Raw genomic sequence first — 24369 nt, forward strand, 5'->3', positions numbered from 1 at the left:
TTTTATTTCATTACTTTACATAAAAAACACTCGAACTGACGAATACTCATAAAACGAAATTACAATTCTCGATACATTTTTTATTTCATTACTTTACATAAAAAACACTCGAACTGACGAATACTCATAAAACGAAATTACAATTTTCGATACATTTTTTATTTCATTACTTTACATAAAAAACACTCGAACTGACGAATACTCATAAAACGAAATTACAATTCGCGATACATTTTTTATTTCATTTCATTACATAAAAAACACTCGAACTGACGAATACTCATAAACGAAATTATAATTCTCGATACATTTTTATTTCATTACTTTACATAAAAAACACTCGAACTGACGAATACTCAAAACGAAATTACAATTCTCGATACATTTTTTATTTCATTACTTTACATAAAAAACACTCGAACTGTAATATACTGAGATTCAAAAATAAATTTAGAATAACAATTTTGATTTTAGATAATGTATTAAAAAACAAAATAGTATTAGTCTTTCAAAGGAATCTCACAGTATTTGTTGTAAATTCTAATTTCGGTAAAATCTTTTCGAGCTCTTACTATATTCGATTGAATAGCTGAATAATCGATGATTTCGTTATCTACTTCTACAATTCCTTTTTCAAAAGGCAGACCAATAATATTCAATTCTATAATTTCATAAGAGGTTGTAAATTTCCCCGATTTAAATTGTTGAATAATTAAGACTTCTTCTTTTCCAACTAAATTGAAATTGCGAATACTATAACGTCCTTTCATATAATCGTAACCGTCTTGACCGTCTTCATATACCATAGAAGATTCTTTACCAAGTTTATAATAGACATCTATTTTTAATTCGGTAATTTCTAATTCTCCTACATATTGTTGGATTGGATATTTAGGAATAATCGCCCCTTCCTTTACAAAAATGGGCAAAGTATCAATATCGGCATCAACCCATTTTTCTTCGCCACCTTCTATTAATTCGTTATTGAAAAAATTGTACCATTTACCATTTGGAAAATACATTCTTCTACCTTTGGAATTTGATTCTACGATAGGGCAAACTAAGATACTATCACCATAGATGAATTCGTCATTTCGGAAATACGTTTGTTGATCTTCCTGATCATAAACCACTAACGATTTAATAATAGGCACTCCTTCTTCTATGTATTTCCAGAATGCAGTATATAAGTAAGGTAATAATTGGTAACGGATTTCGATAAATTTACGCACAATATCGGTAATATTAGTACCAAAAGCATACGGTTCTTGATCCCCATGATCACCAGAGGAATGGGTTCTACAAAAAGGATGGAACACTCCAAGTTGAATCCACCTTGCATATAATTCACCATTCGGTTGTTCTGCAAAACCTCCAATATCGGAACCAACAAATGAAAAACCAGAAAGACTCATTCGTTGGGCTTGCGCATTGGCAATTTGTAAATGTTCCCAAGTGGCTACATTATCGCCTGTCCAAGTAGAAGTATACCGTTGCGTACCCGAATAAGCAGCACGCGTAATTACAAAAGGACGTTTTGGATAGGAAAACTTTTTTAAACCGTGATAAGTAGCACGAGCCATTTGCATACCATACACGTTATGCGCTTTTCTGTGACTACAATTCGACCCATCGTAATTGTGTCGTACATCGTCTGGGAAAGATTTCCCTGGAACATCCATTACGGCTGGCTCGTTCATATCGTTCCAAACTCCTTTTACTCCTATTTCTTCAATTAGTTCTTTAAAAAGATCAGCCCACCATTCTCTTACTTTTGGGTTGGTAAAATCAGGGAAATAACATTCCCCTGGCCATACTTTCCCTTTTACATAAGGTCCGTCTGCCCGTTTACAAAAATATTTATTTTCTAAACCTTCTTGGAACACCCAATAATCAGGATCAATTTTTATTCCTGGATCAATAATAACAATAGTTTTAAAACCATCTTCTGCTAATTCAGCCACCATTCTTTTAGGATCTGGGAAATAATCTTTATTCCAAGTGAAACAACGAAAACCATCCATATAATCGATATCGAGGTAAATGGCATCACAAGGGATTTTAAGTTCTCTGAATTTTTGGGTCACTTCTTTTACTTTGGCTTCTGGAAAATAACTCCATTTACATTGATGGTATCCTAATGTCCATAAGGGTGGCAAATGTTTAGGACGACCTGTTAAATCAGTATAATTAGCAATTACATCATTCATTTCAGGACCATAAATAAAGTAATAATTCATTTCGCCACCCATGGCCCAAAAACTGGTTACACTTCTTCTTTCATGACAAAAATCGAAATAGGTCTTAAAGGTATTATCAAAAAAAATTCCATAGGATTTTTTTGAGTGTAAACCAATATAAAACGGAATGGCTTTATAAATTGGATCGGTATCTTTTCCAAACGCATAGGAATCGGTTACCCAATTTTCAAAACGTTTTCCTTTCAAATTATTTTGACAAGGTTTGTCACCTAAACCGTAAAAACTTTCACTGGTTTGAGAATGTTTGGACATTTTTACAATATCACCACCCAATTCATAACTTTCTTCCCAGTGAAATCCTAATTCGTCTTGACAAATTAAGGTTTTATCGACAGCATCATACAATACCGTTTTTAAATCTTTTTTAGAAATAACGCAGATTATTTTAGAAGTACTAATTTCATAGCTTTCAGTCGTTTCTGTAATTTCTAATTGATTATAACCTCTACTCGCTTGTGATGAAATAGCATAGGAAAAATCCTTGCTAAAGGACCCCACAGTTGTATATCTAAATCGAAGCACACTATCTCGCAAAACAGTTACTTGTAAGACTACGTTATTCGCTGTATAAAAGTAAATTTTATCAACATCTTTCTTAAAGGAAACAATTTTATCTGGAAAAAGATTCCCTTTATGTTCTAACTCTGTATTTAAAATCATGACTTACTTTTTTTACAATCATTTATTAATATCCTCTAAAATAACAAATTATTTATACTTATATACCGAAATTCCCAAAGGAGGCAAAGAAGTTATGAACGAAAACGTTTGATTATGAAAGAAAAAATGTTCTGTAGTTATTTCATGTCCGTTTATAACATTACTTCCTCCGTATTTGGCAGCATCACTATTAAAGATTTCTTCTAAAATTCCTTCTTTACAAACTCCTATTCTATACTTTTGAAGTGGATTCGTTGAAAAATTACAAACCACTACTAATCGATTACTTTCATCAATCCCTTTTCTATAATAGGTTATCACACTATTTTCAGTATCGTCATAACTAATCCATTCAAAACCATCCTGTGTAAATGGGATTTCATACAACGCTTTGTTTTCTTTGTACAACAAGTTCAAATCAGCCATATATTGTTGAAAATGAATATGAGGAAAAAAATCCAATAAATTCCAGTCGAGACTCGATTGAAAATTCCATTCTTCATATTGTGCAATTTCATTTCCCATAAATAGTAATTTTGTTCCAGGATGTGTAAACATATACCCATACAAAACTCTTAAATTGGCAAACCGTTGCCATTCATCTCCAGGCATTCTTCCGAGAATTGATTTTTTCCCGTAGACTACTTCATCATGAGATAACGGTAGCATAAAATTTTCACTAAAAGCATAGGTTAAACTAAAAGTGATTTCATTTTGATGGTACTTCCGATGAATGGTATCTTTATTAAAATAATGTAACGTATCGTGCATCCAACCCATCATCCATTTCATACCAAAACCTAAACCACCTATGGAAGTAGGTTTGGAAACCATTGGAAAAGCAGTCGATTCTTCAGCAATAGTTTGCACATCAGGGTAATTCCAATAGACCGTTTCATTGAGTTCTTTTAAAAAGCTTATTGCTTCTAAATTTTCATTTCCACCAAAAATATTGGGTTCCCATTCCCCTTCTTTTCTAGAATAATTCAAATATATCATGGAAGCTACAGCATCCACTCGAAGACCGTCTATATGATATTGGTCTAACCAAAATAAAGCATTACTAATTAAAAAAGCACGTACTTCATTTCTTCCATAATTAAAAATAAGACTTTTCCAATCGGGATGGTATCCTTTTTTTAGGTCAGGATGTTCATACAAACAAGAACCATCAAATTTACCTAAACCATGGGCATCTTCTGGAAAATGTGAAGGTACCCAATCTAGAATTACACCTATTCCTTCTTTGTGAAAAGCATTTATTAAATGTTTAAATTCTTCTGGATAGCCCAATCGAGAAGTAGGAGCAAAATAACCTGTAATTTGGTAACCCCAAGAAGGATCATAAGGATATTCCATAATAGGCATGAACTCAACATGTGTAAAATTCATTTTTTTTACATAATGCACTAATTCATCAGCTAATTCAAAATAAGATAAAGAACGATTTTCTTCCACTTTTCGTTTCCAGGAAGTTAAATGTACTTCATAAACCGAATAAGGGGCTTGTAAACTATTTTTACTCGCTCTTTGTTGCATCCAATTTTGATCGTTCCAAACGTAGGCATCTTCCCAAACGATAGAACCTGTTTTAGGTGGATGTTCACAACGTTTGGCAAACGGGTCTGCTTTCTCAATTTTCCCTGAACTAATTTCAGATTGAATGGCATATTTATAAACAGTTCCTTTACCAACATGAGGAATAAAACCTTCCCAAATACCAGACGAATCCCATCGTACTTGCAAGGAATGTTCCCCTTCCATCCAATAATTAAAATCTCCTACTACAGATACATTAGAAGCGCTAGGTGCCCAAACAGCAAAGTAAGTTCCTTGTTCACCATTTACATCTATTATGTGAGAACCTAATTTTTCATAAAGTCGATAATGCTTACCCGCTTTAAACAAATCGATATCAAATTCTGTAAAGAAACTATGTGCTACAACCTTCCCCATATTATATTGTAAAGTGGGATGGTATTATAGCTCCTTTTTTAACAATAACAATTCCGTCTCTAACAGTATAAGTAGGTGTATCAATATCTTCCAAATGCACTCCTCCTTCTATTTTTACATGATCTCCAATACAACAGTTTTTATCTAAAATGGCGTTTTTAATGTAGCAGTTTTTACCAATACCCATGTTTACAATATTTTCATCCAATATTTCCTCCAAAGCTTGATAAAAATCACTGCCCATCATGTAGGTATTTATTACAGTAGAACCACTTTCAATTTTAGATCGTATTCCAATGACAGAATATTCGATTCTTTCTGCATTAATGATACATCCAGAAGCCACAACTGCTTTAAACATTTGTGTTCCTGAAACTTTAGATGTAGGAAGCATTCTGGCATGAGTATAAATTCTTTTTGAAATATCGTACAAATCAAATTCTGGAAAATCATCTGCTAAGCCTAGATTCGCTTTAAAGAAAGATTCAATATTACCAATGTCTGTCCAATACCCTTCAAATTGATAACTCACCACTTTTTTAGTATGAATCGATTGTGGAATGATCTCTTTACCAAAATCGATTGTATCCGGATTATCCATAAGTTTAACCAACAAGTCTCGATTAAAAATATAAATCCCCATCGAGGCTAAATATTCTCTTCCTTCCGATTCCATTTCTTTACTTACGGTAGATTTCCATTCTGGTAATAATTCTTTTGCGGGTTTTTCAATGAAAGAAGTTATTTTATTCGTTTCATCAGTTTTTAAAATTCCAAAAGAAGTAGCTTCTTTTGCTGAAACGGGTATAGTAGCTATCGAAATTTCTGCTTTATTTTCAATGTGATTATCTAACATCAACTGAAAATCCATTTGATACAATTGGTCTCCCGATAAAATTAAAAAATACTCAAAATCATGTTTTATAAAATGATGCATACTTTGTCGTACTGCATCAGCTGTACCTTGAAACCATTTTTGACTCATTGGAGTTTGTTCCGCAGCTAGTACATCAACAAAAGCGGAGCTGAAAAAACTAAAATGATAGGTATTTTTTATATGTCTATTTAAAGAGGCTGAATTAAATTGTGTTAAGACAAAAATACGTTTGAAATTGGAATTAATACAATTCGAAATCGGTACATCAACTAATCGATATTCACCAGCAATAGGAACCGCTGGTTTAGACCTATTATCTGTTAATGGATATAAACGAGACCCTTGTCCTCCTCCTAAAATAATTGATAAAACTTTTTCTGAAAACATAATTTATACTTTTAATTTTTTATATAGTTGTTGGTATTCTTTTGCAGAAGCGATCCAAGAGTGATCTATTTTCATAATTTGATTTTTTAATGATTTAAACAAAACAGAATCGGCATAAATTTGATTTGCATTTTTAATTGCAATTTTCATTTCCAATATTGAACATTCATTCATAACCACTCCAAAACCATTAGGTGTTTTAAAATCAACAACTGTATCTTTTAAACCACCTACTTGATTTACTATTGGAATAGTTCCGTATCGAAGTGCATACATTTGATTTAATCCACAGGGTTCCACTCGAGATGGCATTAATAAGAAATCGGCTCCTGCATACATAATGTGCGACAAAGGTTCATTATAACCAGAAACATATTTATATTTTCCTATAAAAAGGGTATTTAAATGTTCTAATTCATTTTGAATGGTTACATCACCTGAACCTAAAATTAAAACAGAGCAATCCATTTCAAGCAAAAACTCAGAAAAAAGTTTACCAAATAAATCACAACCTTTATCATGTACAAATCTTCCTATAAAAACGATTAACGGTTTGTCTTTATGAAAATTATATTGTTCACACAACCAATTCTTATTGGTTTTTTTTCCAGTTACAAGATTAGTTCTTTTATAATTTTTCTTCAATAAAGCATCAGTTTCTGGGTTCCAAACCTCAACATCAATGCCATTTAAAATCCCTACACATTTATCTTTTTCATGAGTTAATAAACTTTCCAATCCATTGGCGTTAATTTGTAATTCTTTCATGTAAGAAGGAGAAACCGTTGTAACAGCCCATGCACATTTTATAGCTGCAGCCATTGGGTTTATCATTCCATCCCAGTCCAATAACCCAACTTTAGAAAAATCAAATTTTGGAATCCATTCAATATGATTATGAGAAAACCAACCTTGATATTGCGCATTGTGAATAGTAAAAACAGTTGGAATCATTTTTAAAGTACCAAACTGATAGCATTGCGTCATCATAAAAGGGATTAACCCCGTATGATGATCGTGAACATGCACTACTTCAGGGTGAATTTCCCATGTAGTAATCCATTTTAATGTCGCTATTTGAAAAGCTACAAAACGAAGCGTATCCTTTTGGGAATAGACATAATCGGTGTATAATAATTCTGGAATATCAACAAAATAGATAGAAAATCCAATGTCACTTTTAAGCTGTTTAATTGTAAAAAAATATTTTTTCCCATTTAAAGGCAACTCATCTTCATAAAGTGTCGTGAATTTATGGTTATGTAGGAATGGCACATTATAAAAAGGCATGATTACTTCCGCCTTTTGATTATTTTTATTTTGGTATTTGGGTAGTGCACCTACCACATCAGCTAAGCCTCCAACTTTTGCAATAGGAAAACACTCGGCTGCTATGTGAATTATTGCCATTTTTGTTTGTTAAATTACAACTTTTTCTTATAAAAAAGGTTAAGAAAAAGAAAATAAAAAAACTGTTTTACAATTAAAAATCAATTTTAAATGTATAAATTTTATCAATTTGTTATTATTCCATTATTTTTAAAAATTTAGGTTATTTTAATTCTAAAACCCTAGACTATTTCTAAAGTATTTCACCCCTATTTAACTATTCTCAAAAGACTAAAAATTAACATTTTACACAATAAATCTATCAAAAATTAACAGTATTGGGCTTTACATTTATAGGAAACAATCTAAAGCACAAAAACATGAAAAATTTTATTTTATTTGTTAGTTTATTAGGTAGCTTTTTTAACTATGCACAAGTAGGAATTGAAACCACTAATCCAAGCGCTACTTTGGATATTAATGGTGATTTACGAATTAGAAGTACTACTTTAACAACCAATTTGACAGCAGCAAAGGATTCCATAATTGTAGTGGACAATTTAGGTAATTCAAGACGAGTAACCTCAAAAACGGTAGTTAACAGTTACCTTAAAACGGTTATTAAAGGACAGTTTTCAAGTGGTGCACTTGTTAATTTGAATTTGTTATCCAATAGAGTAAAAATTCCGTTTGATTTAATCCAATTTGATGCCAATTCAGAATTCAATACCACTACTAATACTTTTACAGCAAAACAAGACGGTATTTACGCTATAAAAGTTCAAATTAAATCAGATGCCACAGTAGGTGTGGCAACCAATTTTGGGGTAGCTATAACCAAAAACGGAACAGTTATAAACAGAAACAGCTTTGCTAATATAAGCGTTCTTTCAACGAATGTAACACCACCAGTAAGACAAGTGGAATCTTTGATTGAATTAATAACAGGTGATACTGTTATTTTCGAAATTGTTAGTGATTTAGCTTCAGTATCTATTTTAGGTACCAGTGAAGATTGCTTTTTTACGATTCAGCAAATACGATAAAAAAAGCCCCAATAAATTGGAGCTTTTATAAAATTATAAGAAAACCGAATATTATGCTTTTCCAGCGGCAATTAAGTTTAGAGCCGAACCTGCTTTAAACCATTCAATTTGTCCTATATTATAAGTATGATTTGCCAAAATTACATCTTTAGAGCCATCTTCATGAACAAACTCTAAAGTTAATGGCTTACCAGGAGCAAATTCTTTTAAATCTAAGAAATTGATAGTATCATTTTCTTGAATTTTATCATAATCTGCTTCGTTAGCAAATGTTAATGCTAACATACCTTGTTTTTTAAGATTAGTTTCATGAATACGAGCAAATGATTTAACTAATACTGCTTTTACTCCTAAATGACGTGGTTCCATAGCTGCATGTTCACGAGAAGAACCTTCTCCATAATTATGATCTCCAACAACTATCGAAGGAACACCAGCAGCTTTGTAAGCTCTTTGAACTGCAGGAACAGCATCATAACCACCAGTTAATTGATTTTTAACTTTATTGGTTTCTTGGTTATAAGCATTAACAGCACCAATTAACATGTTATTAGAAATATTATCTAAATGACCACGGTAACGCAACCAAGGTCCAGCCATTGAAATATGATCAGTTGTACATTTACCAAAAGCTTTAATTAATAATTTAGCACCTGTAATATTTTCACCGTTCCATGGCAAGAAAGGGTCTAATAATTGTAAACGCTCAGAGGTTGGAGAGACTACTACTTCAACTGCAGAACCATCAGCTGCTGGAGCTTGAAAACCAGCATCTTCTACATCAAAGCCTTTTGTTGGTAACTCATCTCCTTTAGGAGGATTTAATTTTACTTCTTCTCCTTTATCATTTAATAATGTATCAGTAATTGGATTAAAATCTAATCTTCCTGCTATAGCTAAAGCTGCTACCATTTCTGGAGAAGTTACAAAAGCATGTGTATTTGGGTTACCATCTGCACGTTTAGAGAAATTACGGTTAAAAGAGTGAACAATTGTATTTTTTTCACCTTTATCTGCACCTTCTCTATCCCATTGTCCAATACATGGTCCACAAGCATTCGTGAATACTTTAGTCCCCATTTTCTCAAAAGTTGCAATGATACCATCTCTTTCAATTGTGTAACGAATTTGCTCTGAACCTGGATTGATTCCAAATTCAGCTTTTGGAGAAATACCATGAGCTACAGCTTGTTCAACAATAGATGCAGCACGAGACATATCTTCATAAGACGAATTGGTACAAGAACCTATTAATCCCCATTCTACTTTAATTGGCCAATCATTAGCGGTTGCTTCTTCTTTCATTTTAGAAACAGGAGTTCCTCTATCTGGTGTAAAAGGTCCGTTAATATGTGGCTCTAATTCAGATAAGTTGATTTCGATTAATTGATCGAAATATTGTGCTGGATCAGCATATACTTCTTTATCAGCAGTTAAATATGCCGCAACTTTGTCAGCCGCTTTCACTACATCCTGACGATCAGTAGCATTTAAGTAACGACGCATCGAATCGTCATAACCAAAAGTAGAAGTCGTTGCACCTATTTCTGCCCCCATATTACAGATAGTACCTTTACCTGTACATGACATAGATTCAGCACCTTCACCAAAATACTCAACAATTGCACCCGTTCCTCCTTTAACAGTAAGAATATCAGCAACTTTAAGAATAACATCTTTAGGAGCAGTCCAACCATTTAATTTACCCGTTAGTTTTACTCCAATCAATTTTGGAAATTTCAATTCCCAAGACATTCCAGCCATTACATCTACAGCATCAGCTCCACCTACACCAATTGCTAGCATACCTAATCCTCCAGCATTTACTGTATGAGAATCTGTACCAATCATCATTCCACCTGGGAATGCATAATTTTCTAAAACAATTTGGTGAATAATTCCAGAACCTGGTTTCCAAAAACCAATTCCATATTTATTAGAAACGGATGATAAAAAATCAAAAACTTCACTTGATTGAGATTTTGCTCTAGATAAATCAGCATCTGCACCTACTTTAGCTTGAATTAAGTGATCACAGTGAACAGTAGTAGGAACTGCAACTGTTTTTTTTCCTGCATGCATGAATTGTAATAAGGCCATTTGTGCAGTCGCATCTTGACAAGCTACTCTATCTGGGGCAAAGTCAACATAATCTTTCCCTCTAGTGTAAGCTTGTGTAGGCATTTTTTCCCACAAATGCGAATATAAAATTTTCTCAGATAATGTAAGTGGGCGACCTACTAGCTCACGAGCTTTGTCTACACGTTCTGCCATAGTAGCATACACTTTTTCAATCATTTCAATATCAAATGCCATACTATTTTAATTATTTTTTGTTAGTTTTTTTTAGTGTCACAAATTTAAGGAATCTTAATGAGATTTAAAAATTTTTAATAAAACCATTATTTAGACTAAATATTTTTTACAAACATTAGCTTTTGATAAGAAAAATTCAAAAAAAATAATTTAGCACTATGTTTTTTATTAAATTCTTAATTTAACATACAAAAATTATTAAATTGGCAAAATAACTAAAACGTTATCGTAAAGCAAATAGGCAAAAAATAAACATTTATAAATTTAAAATTTCTATTCCTACCCAAAAAAAACATTTTTTTGCTTTTTTTTATTATTTATCCCTCAATTGAGTTACAGGTCTTTCATAAAAATAATATAAGAGATAGGAAAAAAACAAGGTGGCTAAAAAGTAAATTAAAACGACTAAATAACCTGGAACAATGAGCACTCCTTCTTTCATCATCTTTTTTATAAGAACCGTTATTATACTGTAATGTAATAAATACATGCTATAGGATAATTTACTTATATAAGTTATAATTTTTGAAACTTTGAAACTAGATTTATCCCAATAAATAAAAGCAGGCAACCCTATTGCAAAAGTTAATCCTGACAACGTAAAATATAATACTCTAAAATAGAGAGGTTGTGTATGAATATCAAACCCATACACATTGAACACTACAAATTGTAGAAAATACAAATGTGCCGCAACAATAAACAGATAAACACTATATTTTTTAAGAAATTCTCCATAATAATAATGAATCCAGGCTACTAAAAAACCTATTACTATAGCATCAGCACGATAAATGACAATTAATTTCAATTGGGTATTCCACTGATCCATATCATTTATGGAACTATTTAAATAATAGAAATAGCGTACACTATTAAAAAATAATAACAATAAAAGTGTACAAACTAAAAAACTTATCTTTCTATTATAATTCCAAATTTTCCCAATAATAAATAAGAATAATGGTGCGAGGATGTAAGTAAACTCTTCAATCGACAAGCTCCAAGATTCACTAAAAATGGTAATATAATATGCAGAAAAATTTTGAAGAAAGAAAAAATACCTCCATACATTTTCAAGAGAGTACCCCATATATAGAGCAAGAACTATATTGAGCAATAACACAAGATAATAAGCAGGAAGTGTACGAAACCATCTTCTTTTTAAAAATACAAAAAGGTCTTTTTTAGTAAAATTGTGCTCTACGTAATTCTTTAATAAAATAGAACCAATGAGAAAACCACTTAAAACAAAAAACAACTCTACACCTGTAAAACCTAATAAACCGCTTAAAGCTATAATTGAAGGATGATGAATATCCATTAAATAATACACATGAGAAAATAATACCAATATAATAGCTATTGCTCTTACCACATCTAAACCAAAAATTCTTTGCTTGAATTCTAATTGTTTATTCATTTCGCTTATTTTTGCTCTTATTGTTTAAAAAATATGATTCCAAAGTCAAATATATATAAATATTTAGCCTTTACTTTTATTTTTTCAAGTGTTTTTGGCATAATTGTGTATTCCTTTTTATCGAATAGACATCAAGCTATTATTAAGACAAAGTTGTTATATACTTTTGGAATAGTAGATAACCAATGGGAAATGGGAAAAGAAAATCAAAAGTACAAAATGGTATCTCCTACTTTTCTTATAGATGCCATTTATAAATCTATGGAAGGGCCTAAATCTTCTCGCTACGTTCAACTAAGTGACAATGAAGATTTGCTTTGGATAACTGGATTTGAAGTTAAAGCAAGAGATGCCGTTACAAATGAACCGGTTTCTAAAGATTTTATTTGTCATATGAATGTAGATTTAAACGATAACAATTATTACAGTTATTGGCATTTAGAAGATCGCATTGGCAAACAATATCCTCGATTAACATCACTTTCTAATGGATTTGAAAAATATGATTATCCTGAAGGTTTTGGTATCCCTATAAAAGGAAACGAATATTTATTTATTACCTCTCAAGCGTTGAATCATAATTTTCCTTCCATTTTTAAAAAAATAAAACATGAAGTAATTATTAATCATGAAAAATATAATGGTTCGCAAAAACCATTATTGAGTAAAACTGTTTTTATACAATTACCTTACAACAAAAACAATCCTTTTGAAACACCATTAGATCCTGGAAGTAATCAATGTATTCCAGTGGAAACAAGAAATCATAGCTATATGGATAAGGATGGAAATATGCTTTCGGGGCATTGGGTAGTTCCTAAAGGAAAAAATACTTATCACAGTAGTATTAATGAACAATTGGATTTAACTGATAGCTTACGTTTGCATTTTTCGGCTATACATGTGCATCCTTTTGCGACTTCCATTGCTTTATATGATAGAACTGCTCAAAAGAATGTATTTAAAAGTCCCATTTCCAATTATAAAAGTAAAACAGGATTAATTGAAGTTACGCCATTTAGTTCTAAAGAAGGAGTATGGCTTTATAAAAACCATGATTACGAACTGGTTTTAGAAGTTAATAATACTTCTTCCACTCAACAAGACATGATGGGAAGCATGTTTTTGTTTTTTTATGACAAAGAATTGGATGAAAAATTAGAAAATGGTTTTATAAAATAATCTATTTTTCACTAAACCTCTTCGTATTTCTCTCTTTTAAAAATAATAAAAAATTTTTCAGTAGTAGCTCCATGCAAAAACACACTACTGGAATTGATTGCTTCCATTTTCACCAATTCCCAACCTTCACTACCCCATTTTTGAAATTTTTCATCCAATTCTAACTGAAAACTATCTTTTTTAAAATGTGCCACATTTATAGTGAGTAATTTATATTCAAATTTTTTCATTTTATAAGATTACTTTATTTCAGTTCATCTTTCATTTTTTCGATCAAATTTGTGAACTGATTTTCTTTATTAAAATACGCTTTGGATTCTTTTAACCAGTTCATAAATCGCTTTTTATCTTTTTTAAAATAGTATCCTTGCAAAATATTATATGCATTTTCAGCATTGTAAGTATCTTTACAATTTTTAAACACAAATCGACATCTTTTTTCAGCCTCATCTAAATCTCCTAATTTTGCATAAGCATAAATTAATTCTTTATTAGAATAGTCATCAAAAGGATATTTTATTAAAACATTTTTTAGCACTTCAACAGCATCCTCATACCTTTTTAAACAATTATAAGAATAGGCTAATTCAACACCGAGTCCTAAATAATCAGGATTAATAGCTTTAGCTTTGTCTAGATATTCTAATGCTTTTTCACATTCGTTCCAACCATTATATAGATAACCAATACTGTATAATCTTTCAATAGAACCTTCATCTTTTTTATATTCTTTTAACCATTCAGGTATTTTAGCAACTTGTAATTCGATTAATTTATCGTCAGGAATAAATGCAATTTTCTCATTACCTGGTTTTAAACGCAATCTAACTGATTTCTTTTCTTCTTTTTTTCTAGGAATGTATTTCCCAAGAGAATCTATTTTAAAAGTACCTTCGTAATCAAACATCAGACCTTCTTTTACATCAATAAAAGCAAATCCAAATGCATACCTATTAATAGTATCTGTTTGAAAAGCGATCCATTTATCTTCACTTTGAACAAACTTTTTATTAAAAGATAATTCAACTTGAGCATAAAATATTGTTAGGTGAAAAAAAAATAACAAACAAAATAAACGAAGCATATACTTACTTTAACTGATTTTTATTAATCGTTCAAAACTAAATGTATTTAAAACAATTTCTTAATAATTTCTTCATCAGAAATTCCTTCCGCATCTGCTTTATAATTTTTTACGATACGATGACGTAAAATTCCTGTCGCAACTGCTTGCACATCTTCAATATCTGGAGAAAATTTACCTTTTAGAGCAGCTTGTGTTTTAGCCGCTAAAATAAGATTTTGTGATGCTCTTGGTCCAGCACCCCAATCGATATATGTTTTTACAAATTCGTTAGTCAATGGGTTATCTGGTCTTGTTTTACTTACCAAGGTTACTGCATATTCAATCACATTATCTGGAACAGGTATTTTACGAATTACATTTTGAAAATGGATAATTTCATCTGCTGTAAACAATGAATTGACTTCTGGTTTAAAGTCGGAAGTAGTTGCCTTTACTACATTTACTTCCTCTTCAAAAGTAGGGTATTCTAATTTGATAGCAAACATAAAACGGTCTAATTGTGCTTCTGGCAAAGGATAAGTTCCTTCTTGTTCAATAGGGTTTTGTGTAGCTAAAACAAAATAAGGTAAATTTAGCTTATAATTATGACCTGCAACAGTGACTGCTCTTTCTTGCATAGCTTCTAATAATGCTGCTTGTGTTTTAGGTGGTGTACGATTGATTTCATCTGCTAAAATAATATTAGAAAAAACAGGTCCTTTTATAAATTTAAATTGACGATTTTCATCTAATATTTCGCTACCTAAAATATCAGAAGGCATTAAATCTGGAGTAAACTGAATGCGTTTAAAGTCTAAACCTAATGCTTTTGAAATAGTATTTACCATTAAGGTTTTAGCTAATCCTGGCACACCTATTAACAAAGCATGACCTCCAGCAAAAATGCTTAATACAATTTGATTGATTACTTCATCTTGTCCTACAATTACTTTTGCAATTTCTTGTTTTAAGGCTTTTTGTTTTTCTACCAATTGTTGAATAGTTGCTACATCTGACATATATATGGTACTATTTAAATGTTATTTTTATGGTTACTAAAGTAAGAAAAAATACTTACAAAAAAAGAAGACGTTTACTATTTAGCCCTGACAGAAGTGATATCCTTTTCAACTTTATAATAAAGTTGAAAAGATAAAAGCGAATGGCAGGAAATACAAAAACTGATTTACTCTGACCATTCGCTTTCAGTAAAAAAAATTAAGTAAACTCTTTATTGCTTTAACCAGTTGTTTGTAAAATCACAGGTTTTATAATCTTGACTAATTTTAATGTAGGTTTCTGCAATTTTTTCTTCAGTCCATTTCCCAATGGTTTTAATTTGTTTATCACGTAATGCCAATTCTTTAATTTTTAGATAATCTTGGGCAAAATCGGCTTTATGTTCTTCTGATCTATTGTTAACTGTAACAATCTTATAAAATTTACCTGCTCCCTGTTGTCCATCGCTCAAGATAGGTTGAGAAATTTCTCCGTCTTTCAATGATGAAATTTGACCATAAAGTGCTGGATCCATTTTTGTTAATTCAAATCGCGGTTCTAAGGTTCTAGGATTTAACAACACACCTCCATTGTTTCGTGTTTCTTTTTCATCTGAAATAGATTTTGCGGCATCAGCAAAAGAAATTTCTTTATTTAGAATTTTATTACGAATCAATTCAATTTTTTCTTTTGCCTCTTTTAGTGCATCTGGGGTATATTTTGGAGCAATTAGAATATGTCTTAACTCTACTTCTTGTCCTTTTATTTTTTCTACCATTATTATATGATAACCATATTCTGTTTCAAAGGGTTCTGATATTTCACCTTCACCAAGAGAAAAAGCCACATCTTTAAATTCTTTGACAAATGGTGTTTTACGATTCATTTTATAAAATCCTCCGTTTGAGCTTGAACCTGGATCTTCTGAAAACAATACTGCCTTACTAAAGAAACTAGAACCTTCTAAAACTTCTTTACGAATTTGTCTCAACTTTTCGATAACTTTTTGCTTCTCTTCCTCTGAAACTACTGGTTTTACAACAATTTGTGCTACTTCAACTTCAGCACCAAAAGTAGGAATTTCATCTTCTGGAATGTCTTTAAAAAAATTGCGTACCTCTTCTGGAGTTATTTCTACTTCATCTACAATCTTTTTTTGCATTTGGGAAGTTAGTTTGTTATTTTTGATGATATCAAAAAAGTAAGAACGAAATTCATCTACATTTTTTTTACGGTAGAAAGCGATTACTTTGTCTAAAGAACCTACTTGTTCAACCATTGCGTCTATTTGTTGATCCATATAACCGTTTACTTCTTCATCAGTTACGATAATACTATCTTGAATAGCTTGATGCGCATATAATTTATCTTCTAATTGTTTTCCAAAAAGCTCACAACGCGATATTTCTTTGGTATCCACACCTTGTGCTCTTAATTGAATATATTCTAAATCGATATCAGAATCTAAAATAACATAATCTCCCACTACACCAATTACTCCATCTACTTTTTCTTTTGGTGCTTGAGCAGAAAGAGTAGTTAAAGCGAATAGAAAAATGGCAAGAATTGTTTTTCTAGTTATATACTTCATATTTTTTATTTTTAATTGCATCATCAGTAATTTCTTTTTCTATTGTCTTAATTAATTCTAATTTTCTATTATTAATAATTACCTGTTTTATAGTAGGTATTAAAAACTGTAAAGGTGTAGTGCTATCTTTAGGTAATACTTTATTAACTTTTACTAGCCACACAGTGGTTGAATCTGGGTATTGATAATTTATTCCATCTGCTAAATACCTATTTTTATTCTCTAAATTTATAAAAGGTAATTTTTGAAATACTTGATTAGCATCTACCCAAATTGTATCATTAAAAGCATAACTTTTAAATTGTATTGATAAATCTTCTAAATATTTTATATCTTTTTTGGCAAAGGAAGTAAACTTTGCTTTAATATTTTCAAACTTTGGATTTTCTTTAACTAAATTAATGTATCTTAACTTGACTAATTCGGATGGATTTTTAAAATATTGTTTATTTTTTTCGTAGTACTCTTTAATTTGCTCTTCAGTTACTACAGTGTCAATTTTTTTAAAAACCAGTTCTTCCAAATATCCTTTTGTGTATAAATCAATTTTATACTGATTAATTAGCTTTTCATACTCTTCTGTTTTATCTTTAGACAAATTGATTTCCGCACCATTAAATAACAATTTTTGCGTTGCCCAACGATCTAAATAAGCTTTTACAATTGCTATACTATCTTCTTTTGAAGTCCCTTTAGGAACTAAATTTTGTATGTCTTTTTGGTATAGTATTTCATTAGCTACTCTAGCTACTGCTAAAGGTTCTTTTGGCTTCCTGAAATATTCGCAAGAAGTAGTGAAAATAATGAGTATGATAAGGGGAATAAATCGCATTATTTATTTAGTTGCTTTTTAACATCATTAAACACGTTATAATTTACTTTAACTGTAAATTCTTTTTTTAATTCGTCTACCCAATTATTCTCTAAAAACTGTTGGTAATCGTTGATTAATTTTCCTTTACATTCATCAATTGTTTTTGGTTGGGCTGGTCTAACTTCTTTTACATTAGCTGTAAAAAAGTACTCTTCTTTTTTAACTATTGAAGTAACTCCTTCTTTTTCTATTTTAAATTCTGGTAATACATCAAAATCTTCTTCAAAAAGACCTGATCTAACCATAACGTTAACTTTGTCTTCTTTATTGAGTTTTTCTTTGATAAATTCTAAAGTTTTTCCACTTTTAAGATACGATTGCGCTTTTTTAATTATTTTACTATCGGTAGAAGACAATAAATCTATGTCCACTCTTTTTTTCCACATATAATCATTTTTATGATTTTCGTAGAATTTTTGTAACCCAATGGTATCAGTTTTTGCTTTTACCCAAATTTCTTTTTCCATCAAATCAAAAAGCAATAAACCATCTCTGTATTCGTCCATTACATATTTAAATTCTGGAAATTCTTTTTCCAAGTTAGCATCATAATATTCTATTAATTTTGTGTCTAACCATTTTTCAAAAAGTTCTTCTACTAAGTTAGAAACTGGTTTTGTTTTTGTAGAGCCTTTTTGTTGAGAATGTAAATAATTCAAAAAATCTTTAGTTTCTATTTTGTTATCATTGTTAATAACTACCAAATAAGATTCAAAAGGTTTTAGGTTTTCTGGTAAACTCCAAGATTGTGTATAAAAATCATTAGTAACTATTGCTTTAATTTTTGAAAGTGTTTTTTGATCAATGGTTACTGGATATTTATCTCTCGCTTTTTTGGCTAATGTATTTGTAATAATTAGAGATCTTTCATCTCTTCTTATTTTATTTTCTAAATCATAACGCATTTCATCCCTCTTTTGTAAGGGATGTTTTTCAATTAATTTTACTATATGCCAACCAAATTTTGATTCAAAAGGTGATGAAATTTGATTTTTATCTTGTAATGAGAATGCTACATTTTCAAATTCTTGAGACGTTAATTGTCCTGCAGAAAAACGTTGTAAAACACCTCCATTAACTGCACTTGATTTGTCTTCTGAAAATTGTTTTGCTAAAACTTCAAAATTTTCACCTTGTTGTATTTTTTTATAAATATCTTCAATTGTTTGTTTTGCTTTTAATTGAGCATCAGCATCATTGTTATTTGGCTTTAAAATCATTATATGAGCAACAGTTACCTCTCCTCTATTTTCTCTTTTATCTGTAACTTTAATAATATGGTAACCAAAACGAGTTCTAAAAGGTTTAGAAATTGCACCAACAGGTGTCGTAAAAGCAGCATTTTCAAAAGGATAAACCATTTTAAAAGCAGTAAAGTAACCTAAATCTCCTTTATTATCTTTAGCGGAAGGATCTTGTGAAAACTTTTGTGCAACTGCCTCGAATCCTTCATTGCCTTCTGCTCTAACTTTTAGATTCATTATCTCATTATAAGCTTTTAGCGTATCTGCAGGAGTAGCATTTTCATCTACTAAAACCAAAATATGCGAAGCTCTAATTTCATTTTTAGTTCTATAGTAAGCTTCTTCAATTAATGCATTTGTAACTTTAGAATCATTCAAATAGTTTTTTGCTAATTGTGATCTATATGAATTTAATTCCGTCTGATATTTTACTTCATTTTGTAAACCTAATTTATTTGCTTTTTGAACTTTTAATTTATACCCTAAAAACAATTCTAAATATTTATCTAAATCTTTTTGAGAATCATCTTTAACCAAATCCAAGTTTTTATTATACACTCTAATAAATTCTTCAGAATAAAATGGTTTATCATCAATAGTGAATAGTATTTCTTTTTCTTGAGCAACTAGAAAGAACGATGAATAAAAGCAAATTAAAACAAATGCAATGTTTTTCATGTGATTGATTTTTTGTTTTTTTAATTTCTAACCCACAAAAATAACAATTCATATGTATATACCAAGAATAAAGATTCCTATTAACAAAAAATTATAAACAAAAAAAAGCATCAATTTTAGATGCTTTTTTAAACTTATTTAAAAAATTACATTGCTATTACAACAAACTCGCTTCTTCTGTTTGCTTGATGTTCTTCTTCAGAACATTCAACCCCATCAGAACATTTATTAATTAATTTACTTTCTCCGTATCCTTTTGCAGTAAGTCGTTGAGCGGCAATTCCATTTTTAATCATCCATTTTTTTGTAGCTTGTGCTCTTCTTTCGGATAATTCATTATTATACTCGGAAGATTGACGGCTATCAGTATGTGATCTTATATCTATTTTTATGCTTGGGTTTTGTTTCATTACTTCAACAATTTTAGCTAATTCTACTGAAGCGTCTTTACGAATATTAGATTTGTCTAAATCAAAATAAATAATTTTAATACCAAAAGTTTTTGCTAAATCTGTACCAACTCCAATTTGTTTAACCCTTTTATCTAATTGTAAATCACCATTGGTTACTCCTGTAGTGATGTCTGTTTTAAAAGTCATTTCTTGTGTTTCATAAACAGATGATGTGGCTCTAATAAAAAATATTTTATCACATTCTAAATCTTTAAATTGATATTTCCCTTCCTCATCTACTATTTTTTCAGCTATAATTTTCATATCTTTATCTAATAAAGAAATGTTGGCATTTTTTACCACTTCATTCGTCTCATTATCAGTTACAAAACCGGCAATTTGTTGTTTACAATCAAATTCTAATGGTTTAATCTCTTTCAGTTTATAAATATCATCAAATCCAACTGTTCCTAATCTATTAGAAGAAAAGAAACCTAATTTTGATTGATAATCAATTAAAAAAGCAAAATCATCATTTGGGCTATTTACAGGACTACCTAAATTTAAAACTTTAGAAATTGACCCGTCTTCAAAGAATTTAACTGCAAAAACATCAAGACCTCCAAGACCTAATTGTCCATCAGATGCAAAATACAAAACATTTTCACCTGACACAAAAGGAAACGTTTCTCTAGCTTCGGTATTGATTTTTAAACCTAAATTTTCAGGTTTTCCATAAGTACCATCCTCATTGATTGCAACCTTAAAAATATCAGATTGCCCAATTGTTCCTGGCATGTTTGAAGCAAAATACAATGTTTTATTATCAGGACTAAGTGCCGGATGAGCTACACTATAGTTATTACTATTAAAAGGCAATTCTTGAACATCTTTCCAATTTACACCATCAAAAGTAGCTTTGTATAATTTTAAAAGTATCGTTTTATCATTATCCGTTCCTTTTTTACCATTATTAAAATTGTTTCTAGTAAAATACATCGTTTTTCCATCATTTGTAAACACTGGTGTTGACTCATGAAATTTAGAATTAATTTTTTTAGAAAATTTTTCTGGTGCGTCTAATGTTCCGTTTGTATTAATTTTAGATGCATAAAGATTAGTAAAGGATTGATTGGTCCATTTACTTCTAATATTTGAAACACTTCCCGTATCTCGTGCTGAAGCAAAAACCAACTGATCTTTATAAATAGCTGCCCCATAATCTGAAAATTCTGAATTTATCCCCGCATTTTCAATAATATATCTATTTGATATTTTTTTTATATCAGATAAATAATTCATATTTTCTCTATATAATTTTGAACGATTATCTTCTGAAGAAGTTTTTTGACTAAATTTTCCTAAATATTCATTTGCTTTTGTATAATCTTCACTTGCTTTTAAACATTGAGCATATCTATAGTAATATTCTGGTTCTATTTCTTGATTAAAAGTAAATAGTTTTTCATACCATTTCCCTGCTTCTTTTAATTGTGCATTAAAGTAATACGAATTTCCAAGTTTTTTGAATAACTCCGCAGACTCAAAACCTTTTTTTGCAACTTTTTCATACACATCGATAGCATCTATATAAGCTAAAGATTCATACTTATTATCAGCAGATTCTAATTTTGCTTTTTGAGCAAAAAGAGTCATAGTACTAAATAAACTTATAAATAAAATATATTTGAATTTCATATGTCTAAATTTTATTATATTGGTAACAAACACAATAATCACATTATTTAAATTATACTGAAAAAAGTGATTTATGTTTTTTATTAAAAGAACCTTGGTGAAACAACTTTATCATAATTTTTAAATAATTCGTATCTCAAAAATATTTCATGAGATCCCGAATTATATTTAGCCAATTTTGTAGTTTCCATATCATAAGCATAACCAATCATCCAAGAATCAGAAATTTGAAAACCTATCATTGCACTCATAGCCGCACTCCATCTATATGCTGCACCGAATGTAAATTTTTCATTGTATAGAAAATTTGCGGAAATATCAATCTGTAAAGGTGCTCCTTTTACCATCTTTCCTAAAATAGCTGGTTTTAATTTTAAATTACCGCTCAAATCAAAAACATGTCCTCCTATTAAATGATAATGCATACGTTCAGCAGCCACTGTTGCAATGGAACTGCTTTTGTCAAAATGTTCAGTTTCCAAAAAATTTGGAATAGAAAAACCTATATAGCTTTTATTGGAATGAAAATACACTCCTGCTCCAACATTCGGAGAAAATTTATTATCAATATTTTGTTGTCCTAAAACATCACCTGGATCGTATTGGTTTAATTTACCAAAATCAATATTCAATAAATTAGCAGTTGCTTTAACTCCTAACGACAATTTAAATGTTTCTGAGGTAGGGATTGAATAAGCAATATCTACAGAAATAGTATTTTCACTTGAGGGACCAATTTTATCGTTTATAAATGATAATCCAAGACCAAATTTTGAATTCGCAATAGGGGTATTCAATGCAAGTGTATTAGTTACTGGAGCTCCATCTAAACCTACCCATTGATTTCTGTGTAGCCCAAATATGCTTAAAACACCTCTAGAACCTGCATAAGCAGGATTTATATTAACAGTATTGTACATATATTGAGTGAACTGTGAGTCTTGTTGAGAATATGTAGTAATACCTACTAAAACGAAAATTAATATTAGTATGCTTTTTTTCATTTTTTTCACTTTTTTATGATTGCTATTAGGGGATTTCTCCCCTAATAGTTTTTTATCTATTAATATATAAATAACCTGAACGCTCTTTATTTTCTCCATTATCATTTACATATTTAACAATGTAAAAATAGGTACCAACTGGCAATTCAGATGCTTGACTAATCGTTACTCTTCCTTCAGAAACTCCTCTAAAATATTTACCATTCTGACCATATCCTATAGCTTCATAAACTAATACTCCCCATCTATTATAAATCTCAACTGAATTATTTGGATATAATTCAATATTTCTAATAACAAATACATCATTATCATTATCTCCATTTGGAGTAACTAAATTGAAAATCTCCAAATCATCTTCTGCCGGAGAATGATTGTTATTATCTAAGAAATCTGCTAGACCATCTCCATCACTATCTAAAGGATTATTCGGATCAGGACCATACTCATCATCATTAGTTAAGCCATCATTATCACAGTCAGCACTTAAAAAGGCATCAGAAAAAGGCAAACTAACATTTTCAGGATTAAAATCACAGAAATCATCAGGATCAGTTCCATCTGAAATCTCATCAATATTGGTAACACCATCTCCATCACTATCGGTTATTATTATGTAAGTTGCTGTTGCCGTATCACAATTAGGTGGATTAGCACCCGTTTCACATATTTGATAAGTAATTGTATAAGTCCCAGCTGGTGTGTTAGACGCTATGGTTATATTTCCATCTGCATCAATACTTAATGGTCCATCACTAGTAGGTGTAACATCAGTATTACCAACAGTTACAACAACTCCATTTAAAGTATCATTTCCTAAAACATTTCCTCCAGAAAGAGGTCCAGGTGTATCCACAATTATAGTTGTAGGACCATCATCTTCAGCTATTATTGGATTTAAAACTACTACTGTTACACTCGCTTGATCACAATTCGCTGGAGTAGCGCCTACCTCACAAATCTCATATACTACGGTATAAGTACCTGATGGGGTGTTGCTATTTACCGTAATGGTTCCGTCTGTATTTAAAGTCAATCCTGCTGGAACTGTTACTCCTGTTAGGGTTACTTCTCCTGGATTAGTACCTATAACTACTGGGTTACCATTTAACGTATCATTCGTCACTACACTTGTTGTAGTATCTCCTACGGCTACTGGAGTGGCACTAAAGTCATCATCTACTGCATCTATAACATTGTTTACTACTACTGTTACACTCGCTTGATCACAATTCGCTGGTGTAGCGCCTACCTCACAAATCTCATATACTACTGTGTATGTTCCAGATGGGGTGTTGCTATTTACCGTAATCGTTCCGTCTGTATTTAAAGTCAATCCTGCTGGAACCGTTACTCCTGTTAGGGTTACTTCTCCTGGATTAGTAC

Annotated in this window: 17 protein-coding genes; 2 read left to right on the plus strand and 15 right to left on the minus strand. The window is 30.6% G+C overall.

The genetic code is table 11. The features are described 5' to 3' along the window. Positions 1 to 500: 500 nt before the first annotated feature. Genes HALO113_RS17875 through HALO113_RS17890 form a run of 4 tightly spaced genes read right to left on the minus strand, consistent with a single transcriptional unit; the run spans position 501 to position 7551 of the window. Positions 501 to 2921 (minus strand): TIM-barrel domain-containing protein, encoded by a 2421-nt coding sequence (locus HALO113_RS17875; protein WP_159780502.1) that lies wholly within the window; start codon positions 2919 to 2921, stop codon positions 501 to 503. 48 nt (positions 2922 to 2969) lie between these two features. Further along, positions 2970 to 4877 (minus strand): 1,4-alpha-glucan branching protein GlgB, encoded by a 1908-nt coding sequence (glgB, locus tag HALO113_RS17880; RefSeq protein WP_159780503.1) that lies wholly within the window; start codon positions 4875 to 4877, stop codon positions 2970 to 2972. A gap of 1 nt (position 4878) precedes the next feature. Next, positions 4879 to 6141 (minus strand): glucose-1-phosphate adenylyltransferase, encoded by a 1263-nt coding sequence (locus HALO113_RS17885; protein WP_159780504.1) that lies wholly within the window; start codon positions 6139 to 6141, stop codon positions 4879 to 4881. A gap of 3 nt (positions 6142 to 6144) precedes the next feature. Further along, complete coding sequence (locus HALO113_RS17890; RefSeq protein WP_159780505.1) at positions 6145 to 7551, minus strand: glycogen synthase; 1407 nt, start codon at positions 7549 to 7551, stop codon at positions 6145 to 6147. Positions 7552 to 7850: 299 nt separating this feature from the next. On the opposite strand from HALO113_RS17890, the gene HALO113_RS17895 reads away from it, so the two are divergent. Continuing rightward, positions 7851 to 8516, plus strand: coding sequence for a hypothetical protein (locus HALO113_RS17895; RefSeq protein WP_159780506.1), 666 nt, complete (start codon positions 7851 to 7853; stop codon positions 8514 to 8516). A 51-nt stretch (positions 8517 to 8567) separates the two neighbouring features. Here HALO113_RS17895 and HALO113_RS17900 read toward each other — a convergent pair whose 3' ends face one another. Together HALO113_RS17900 and HALO113_RS17905 are read right to left on the minus strand one after the other, a co-directional pair. Beyond that, positions 8568 to 10832: an aconitate hydratase gene (locus HALO113_RS17900; RefSeq protein ID WP_159780507.1), complete on the minus strand. Its 2265-nt coding sequence runs from the start codon at positions 10830 to 10832 to the stop codon at positions 8568 to 8570. Between the two features lie 313 nt (positions 10833 to 11145). Then, positions 11146 to 12255, minus strand: a complete 1110-nt coding sequence (locus tag HALO113_RS17905; RefSeq protein WP_159780508.1) for an acyltransferase — start codon at positions 12253 to 12255, stop codon at positions 11146 to 11148. 33 nt (positions 12256 to 12288) lie between these two features. Here HALO113_RS17905 and HALO113_RS17910 point away from each other — a divergent pair, with 33 nt between their 5' ends. Then, positions 12289 to 13437 carry a hypothetical protein gene (locus tag HALO113_RS17910; protein ID WP_159780509.1) on the plus strand — a complete coding sequence of 383 codons (1149 nt, stop codon included), beginning with the start codon at positions 12289 to 12291 and terminating at the stop codon, positions 13435 to 13437. An 11-nt stretch (positions 13438 to 13448) separates the two neighbouring features. Here HALO113_RS17910 and HALO113_RS17915 read toward each other — a convergent pair whose 3' ends face one another. The 9 genes from HALO113_RS17915 to HALO113_RS17955 form a co-directional block, all read right to left on the minus strand. After that, complete coding sequence (locus tag HALO113_RS17915; RefSeq protein WP_159780510.1) at positions 13449 to 13667, minus strand: DUF4177 domain-containing protein; 219 nt, start codon at positions 13665 to 13667, stop codon at positions 13449 to 13451. Positions 13668 to 13681: 14 nt separating this feature from the next. After that, positions 13682 to 14521, minus strand: a complete 840-nt coding sequence (locus HALO113_RS17920) for a tetratricopeptide repeat protein (protein WP_159780511.1) — start codon at positions 14519 to 14521, stop codon at positions 13682 to 13684. 47 nt (positions 14522 to 14568) lie between these two features. Continuing rightward, entirely contained in the window at positions 14569 to 15522 is a 954-nt protein-coding gene (locus HALO113_RS17925) for a MoxR family ATPase (protein WP_159780512.1), read from the minus strand. 212 nt (positions 15523 to 15734) lie between these two features. Then, on the minus strand, positions 15735 to 17093 hold the full coding sequence (locus HALO113_RS17930; RefSeq protein ID WP_159780513.1) for a peptidylprolyl isomerase: 1359 nt from the start codon (positions 17091 to 17093) through the stop codon (positions 15735 to 15737). After that, positions 17077 to 17925, minus strand: coding sequence for a hypothetical protein (locus HALO113_RS17935; RefSeq protein WP_159780514.1), 849 nt, complete (start codon positions 17923 to 17925; stop codon positions 17077 to 17079). The genes HALO113_RS17930 and HALO113_RS17935 overlap by 17 nt, the downstream gene beginning before the upstream one ends. Continuing rightward, on the minus strand, positions 17925 to 19889 hold the full coding sequence (locus HALO113_RS17940; RefSeq protein WP_159780515.1) for a peptidylprolyl isomerase: 1965 nt from the start codon (positions 19887 to 19889) through the stop codon (positions 17925 to 17927). Before HALO113_RS17940 ends, HALO113_RS17935 begins: the two co-directional genes overlap by 1 nt. Before the next feature lie 146 nt (positions 19890 to 20035). Further along, positions 20036 to 21979 carry an OmpA family protein gene (locus HALO113_RS17945; protein ID WP_159780516.1) on the minus strand — a complete coding sequence of 648 codons (1944 nt, stop codon included), beginning with the start codon at positions 21977 to 21979 and terminating at the stop codon, positions 20036 to 20038. Positions 21980 to 22062: 83 nt separating this feature from the next. Continuing rightward, complete coding sequence (locus tag HALO113_RS17950) at positions 22063 to 22983, minus strand: type IX secretion system membrane protein PorP/SprF (RefSeq protein WP_159780517.1); 921 nt, start codon at positions 22981 to 22983, stop codon at positions 22063 to 22065. Positions 22984 to 23035: 52 nt separating this feature from the next. Beyond that, positions 23036 to 24369 (minus strand): gliding motility-associated C-terminal domain-containing protein (locus tag HALO113_RS17955; protein ID WP_159780518.1); only part of this gene is annotated, 1334 nt, incomplete at its 5' end.

Source organism: Flavobacterium sp. 9AF (assembly GCF_902506265.1).
Classification (GTDB): Bacteria; Bacteroidota; Bacteroidia; order Flavobacteriales; family Flavobacteriaceae; genus Flavobacterium.

Coding starts and splice junctions, on each gene's coding strand:
- glgB (WP_159780503.1), bottom strand. CDS start 4,877: ATGGGGAAGGTTGTAGCACATAGTTTCTTTACAGAATTTGATATCGAT.
- HALO113_RS17890 (WP_159780505.1), bottom strand. CDS start 7,551: ATGGCAATAATTCACATAGCAGCCGAGTGTTTTCCTATTGCAAAAGTT.
- HALO113_RS17875 (WP_159780502.1), bottom strand. CDS start 2,921: ATGATTTTAAATACAGAGTTAGAACATAAAGGGAATCTTTTTCCAGAT.
- HALO113_RS17910 (WP_159780509.1), top strand. CDS start 12,289: ATGATTCCAAAGTCAAATATATATAAATATTTAGCCTTTACTTTTATT.
- HALO113_RS17920 (WP_159780511.1), bottom strand. CDS start 14,521: ATGCTTCGTTTATTTTGTTTGTTATTTTTTTTTCACCTAACAATATTT.
- HALO113_RS17940 (WP_159780515.1), bottom strand. CDS start 19,889: ATGAAAAACATTGCATTTGTTTTAATTTGCTTTTATTCATCGTTCTTT.
- HALO113_RS17950 (WP_159780517.1), bottom strand. CDS start 22,983: ATGAAAAAAAGCATACTAATATTAATTTTCGTTTTAGTAGGTATTACT.
- HALO113_RS17945 (WP_159780516.1), bottom strand. CDS start 21,979: ATGAAATTCAAATATATTTTATTTATAAGTTTATTTAGTACTATGACT.
- HALO113_RS17930 (WP_159780513.1), bottom strand. CDS start 17,093: ATGAAGTATATAACTAGAAAAACAATTCTTGCCATTTTTCTATTCGCT.
- HALO113_RS17885 (WP_159780504.1), bottom strand. CDS start 6,141: ATGTTTTCAGAAAAAGTTTTATCAATTATTTTAGGAGGAGGACAAGGG.
- HALO113_RS17935 (WP_159780514.1), bottom strand. CDS start 17,925: ATGCGATTTATTCCCCTTATCATACTCATTATTTTCACTACTTCTTGC.
- HALO113_RS17900 (WP_159780507.1), bottom strand. CDS start 10,832: ATGGCATTTGATATTGAAATGATTGAAAAAGTGTATGCTACTATGGCA.
- HALO113_RS17905 (WP_159780508.1), bottom strand. CDS start 12,255: ATGAATAAACAATTAGAATTCAAGCAAAGAATTTTTGGTTTAGATGTG.
- HALO113_RS17895 (WP_159780506.1), top strand. CDS start 7,851: ATGAAAAATTTTATTTTATTTGTTAGTTTATTAGGTAGCTTTTTTAAC.
- HALO113_RS17915 (WP_159780510.1), bottom strand. CDS start 13,667: ATGAAAAAATTTGAATATAAATTACTCACTATAAATGTGGCACATTTT.
- HALO113_RS17925 (WP_159780512.1), bottom strand. CDS start 15,522: ATGTCAGATGTAGCAACTATTCAACAATTGGTAGAAAAACAAAAAGCC.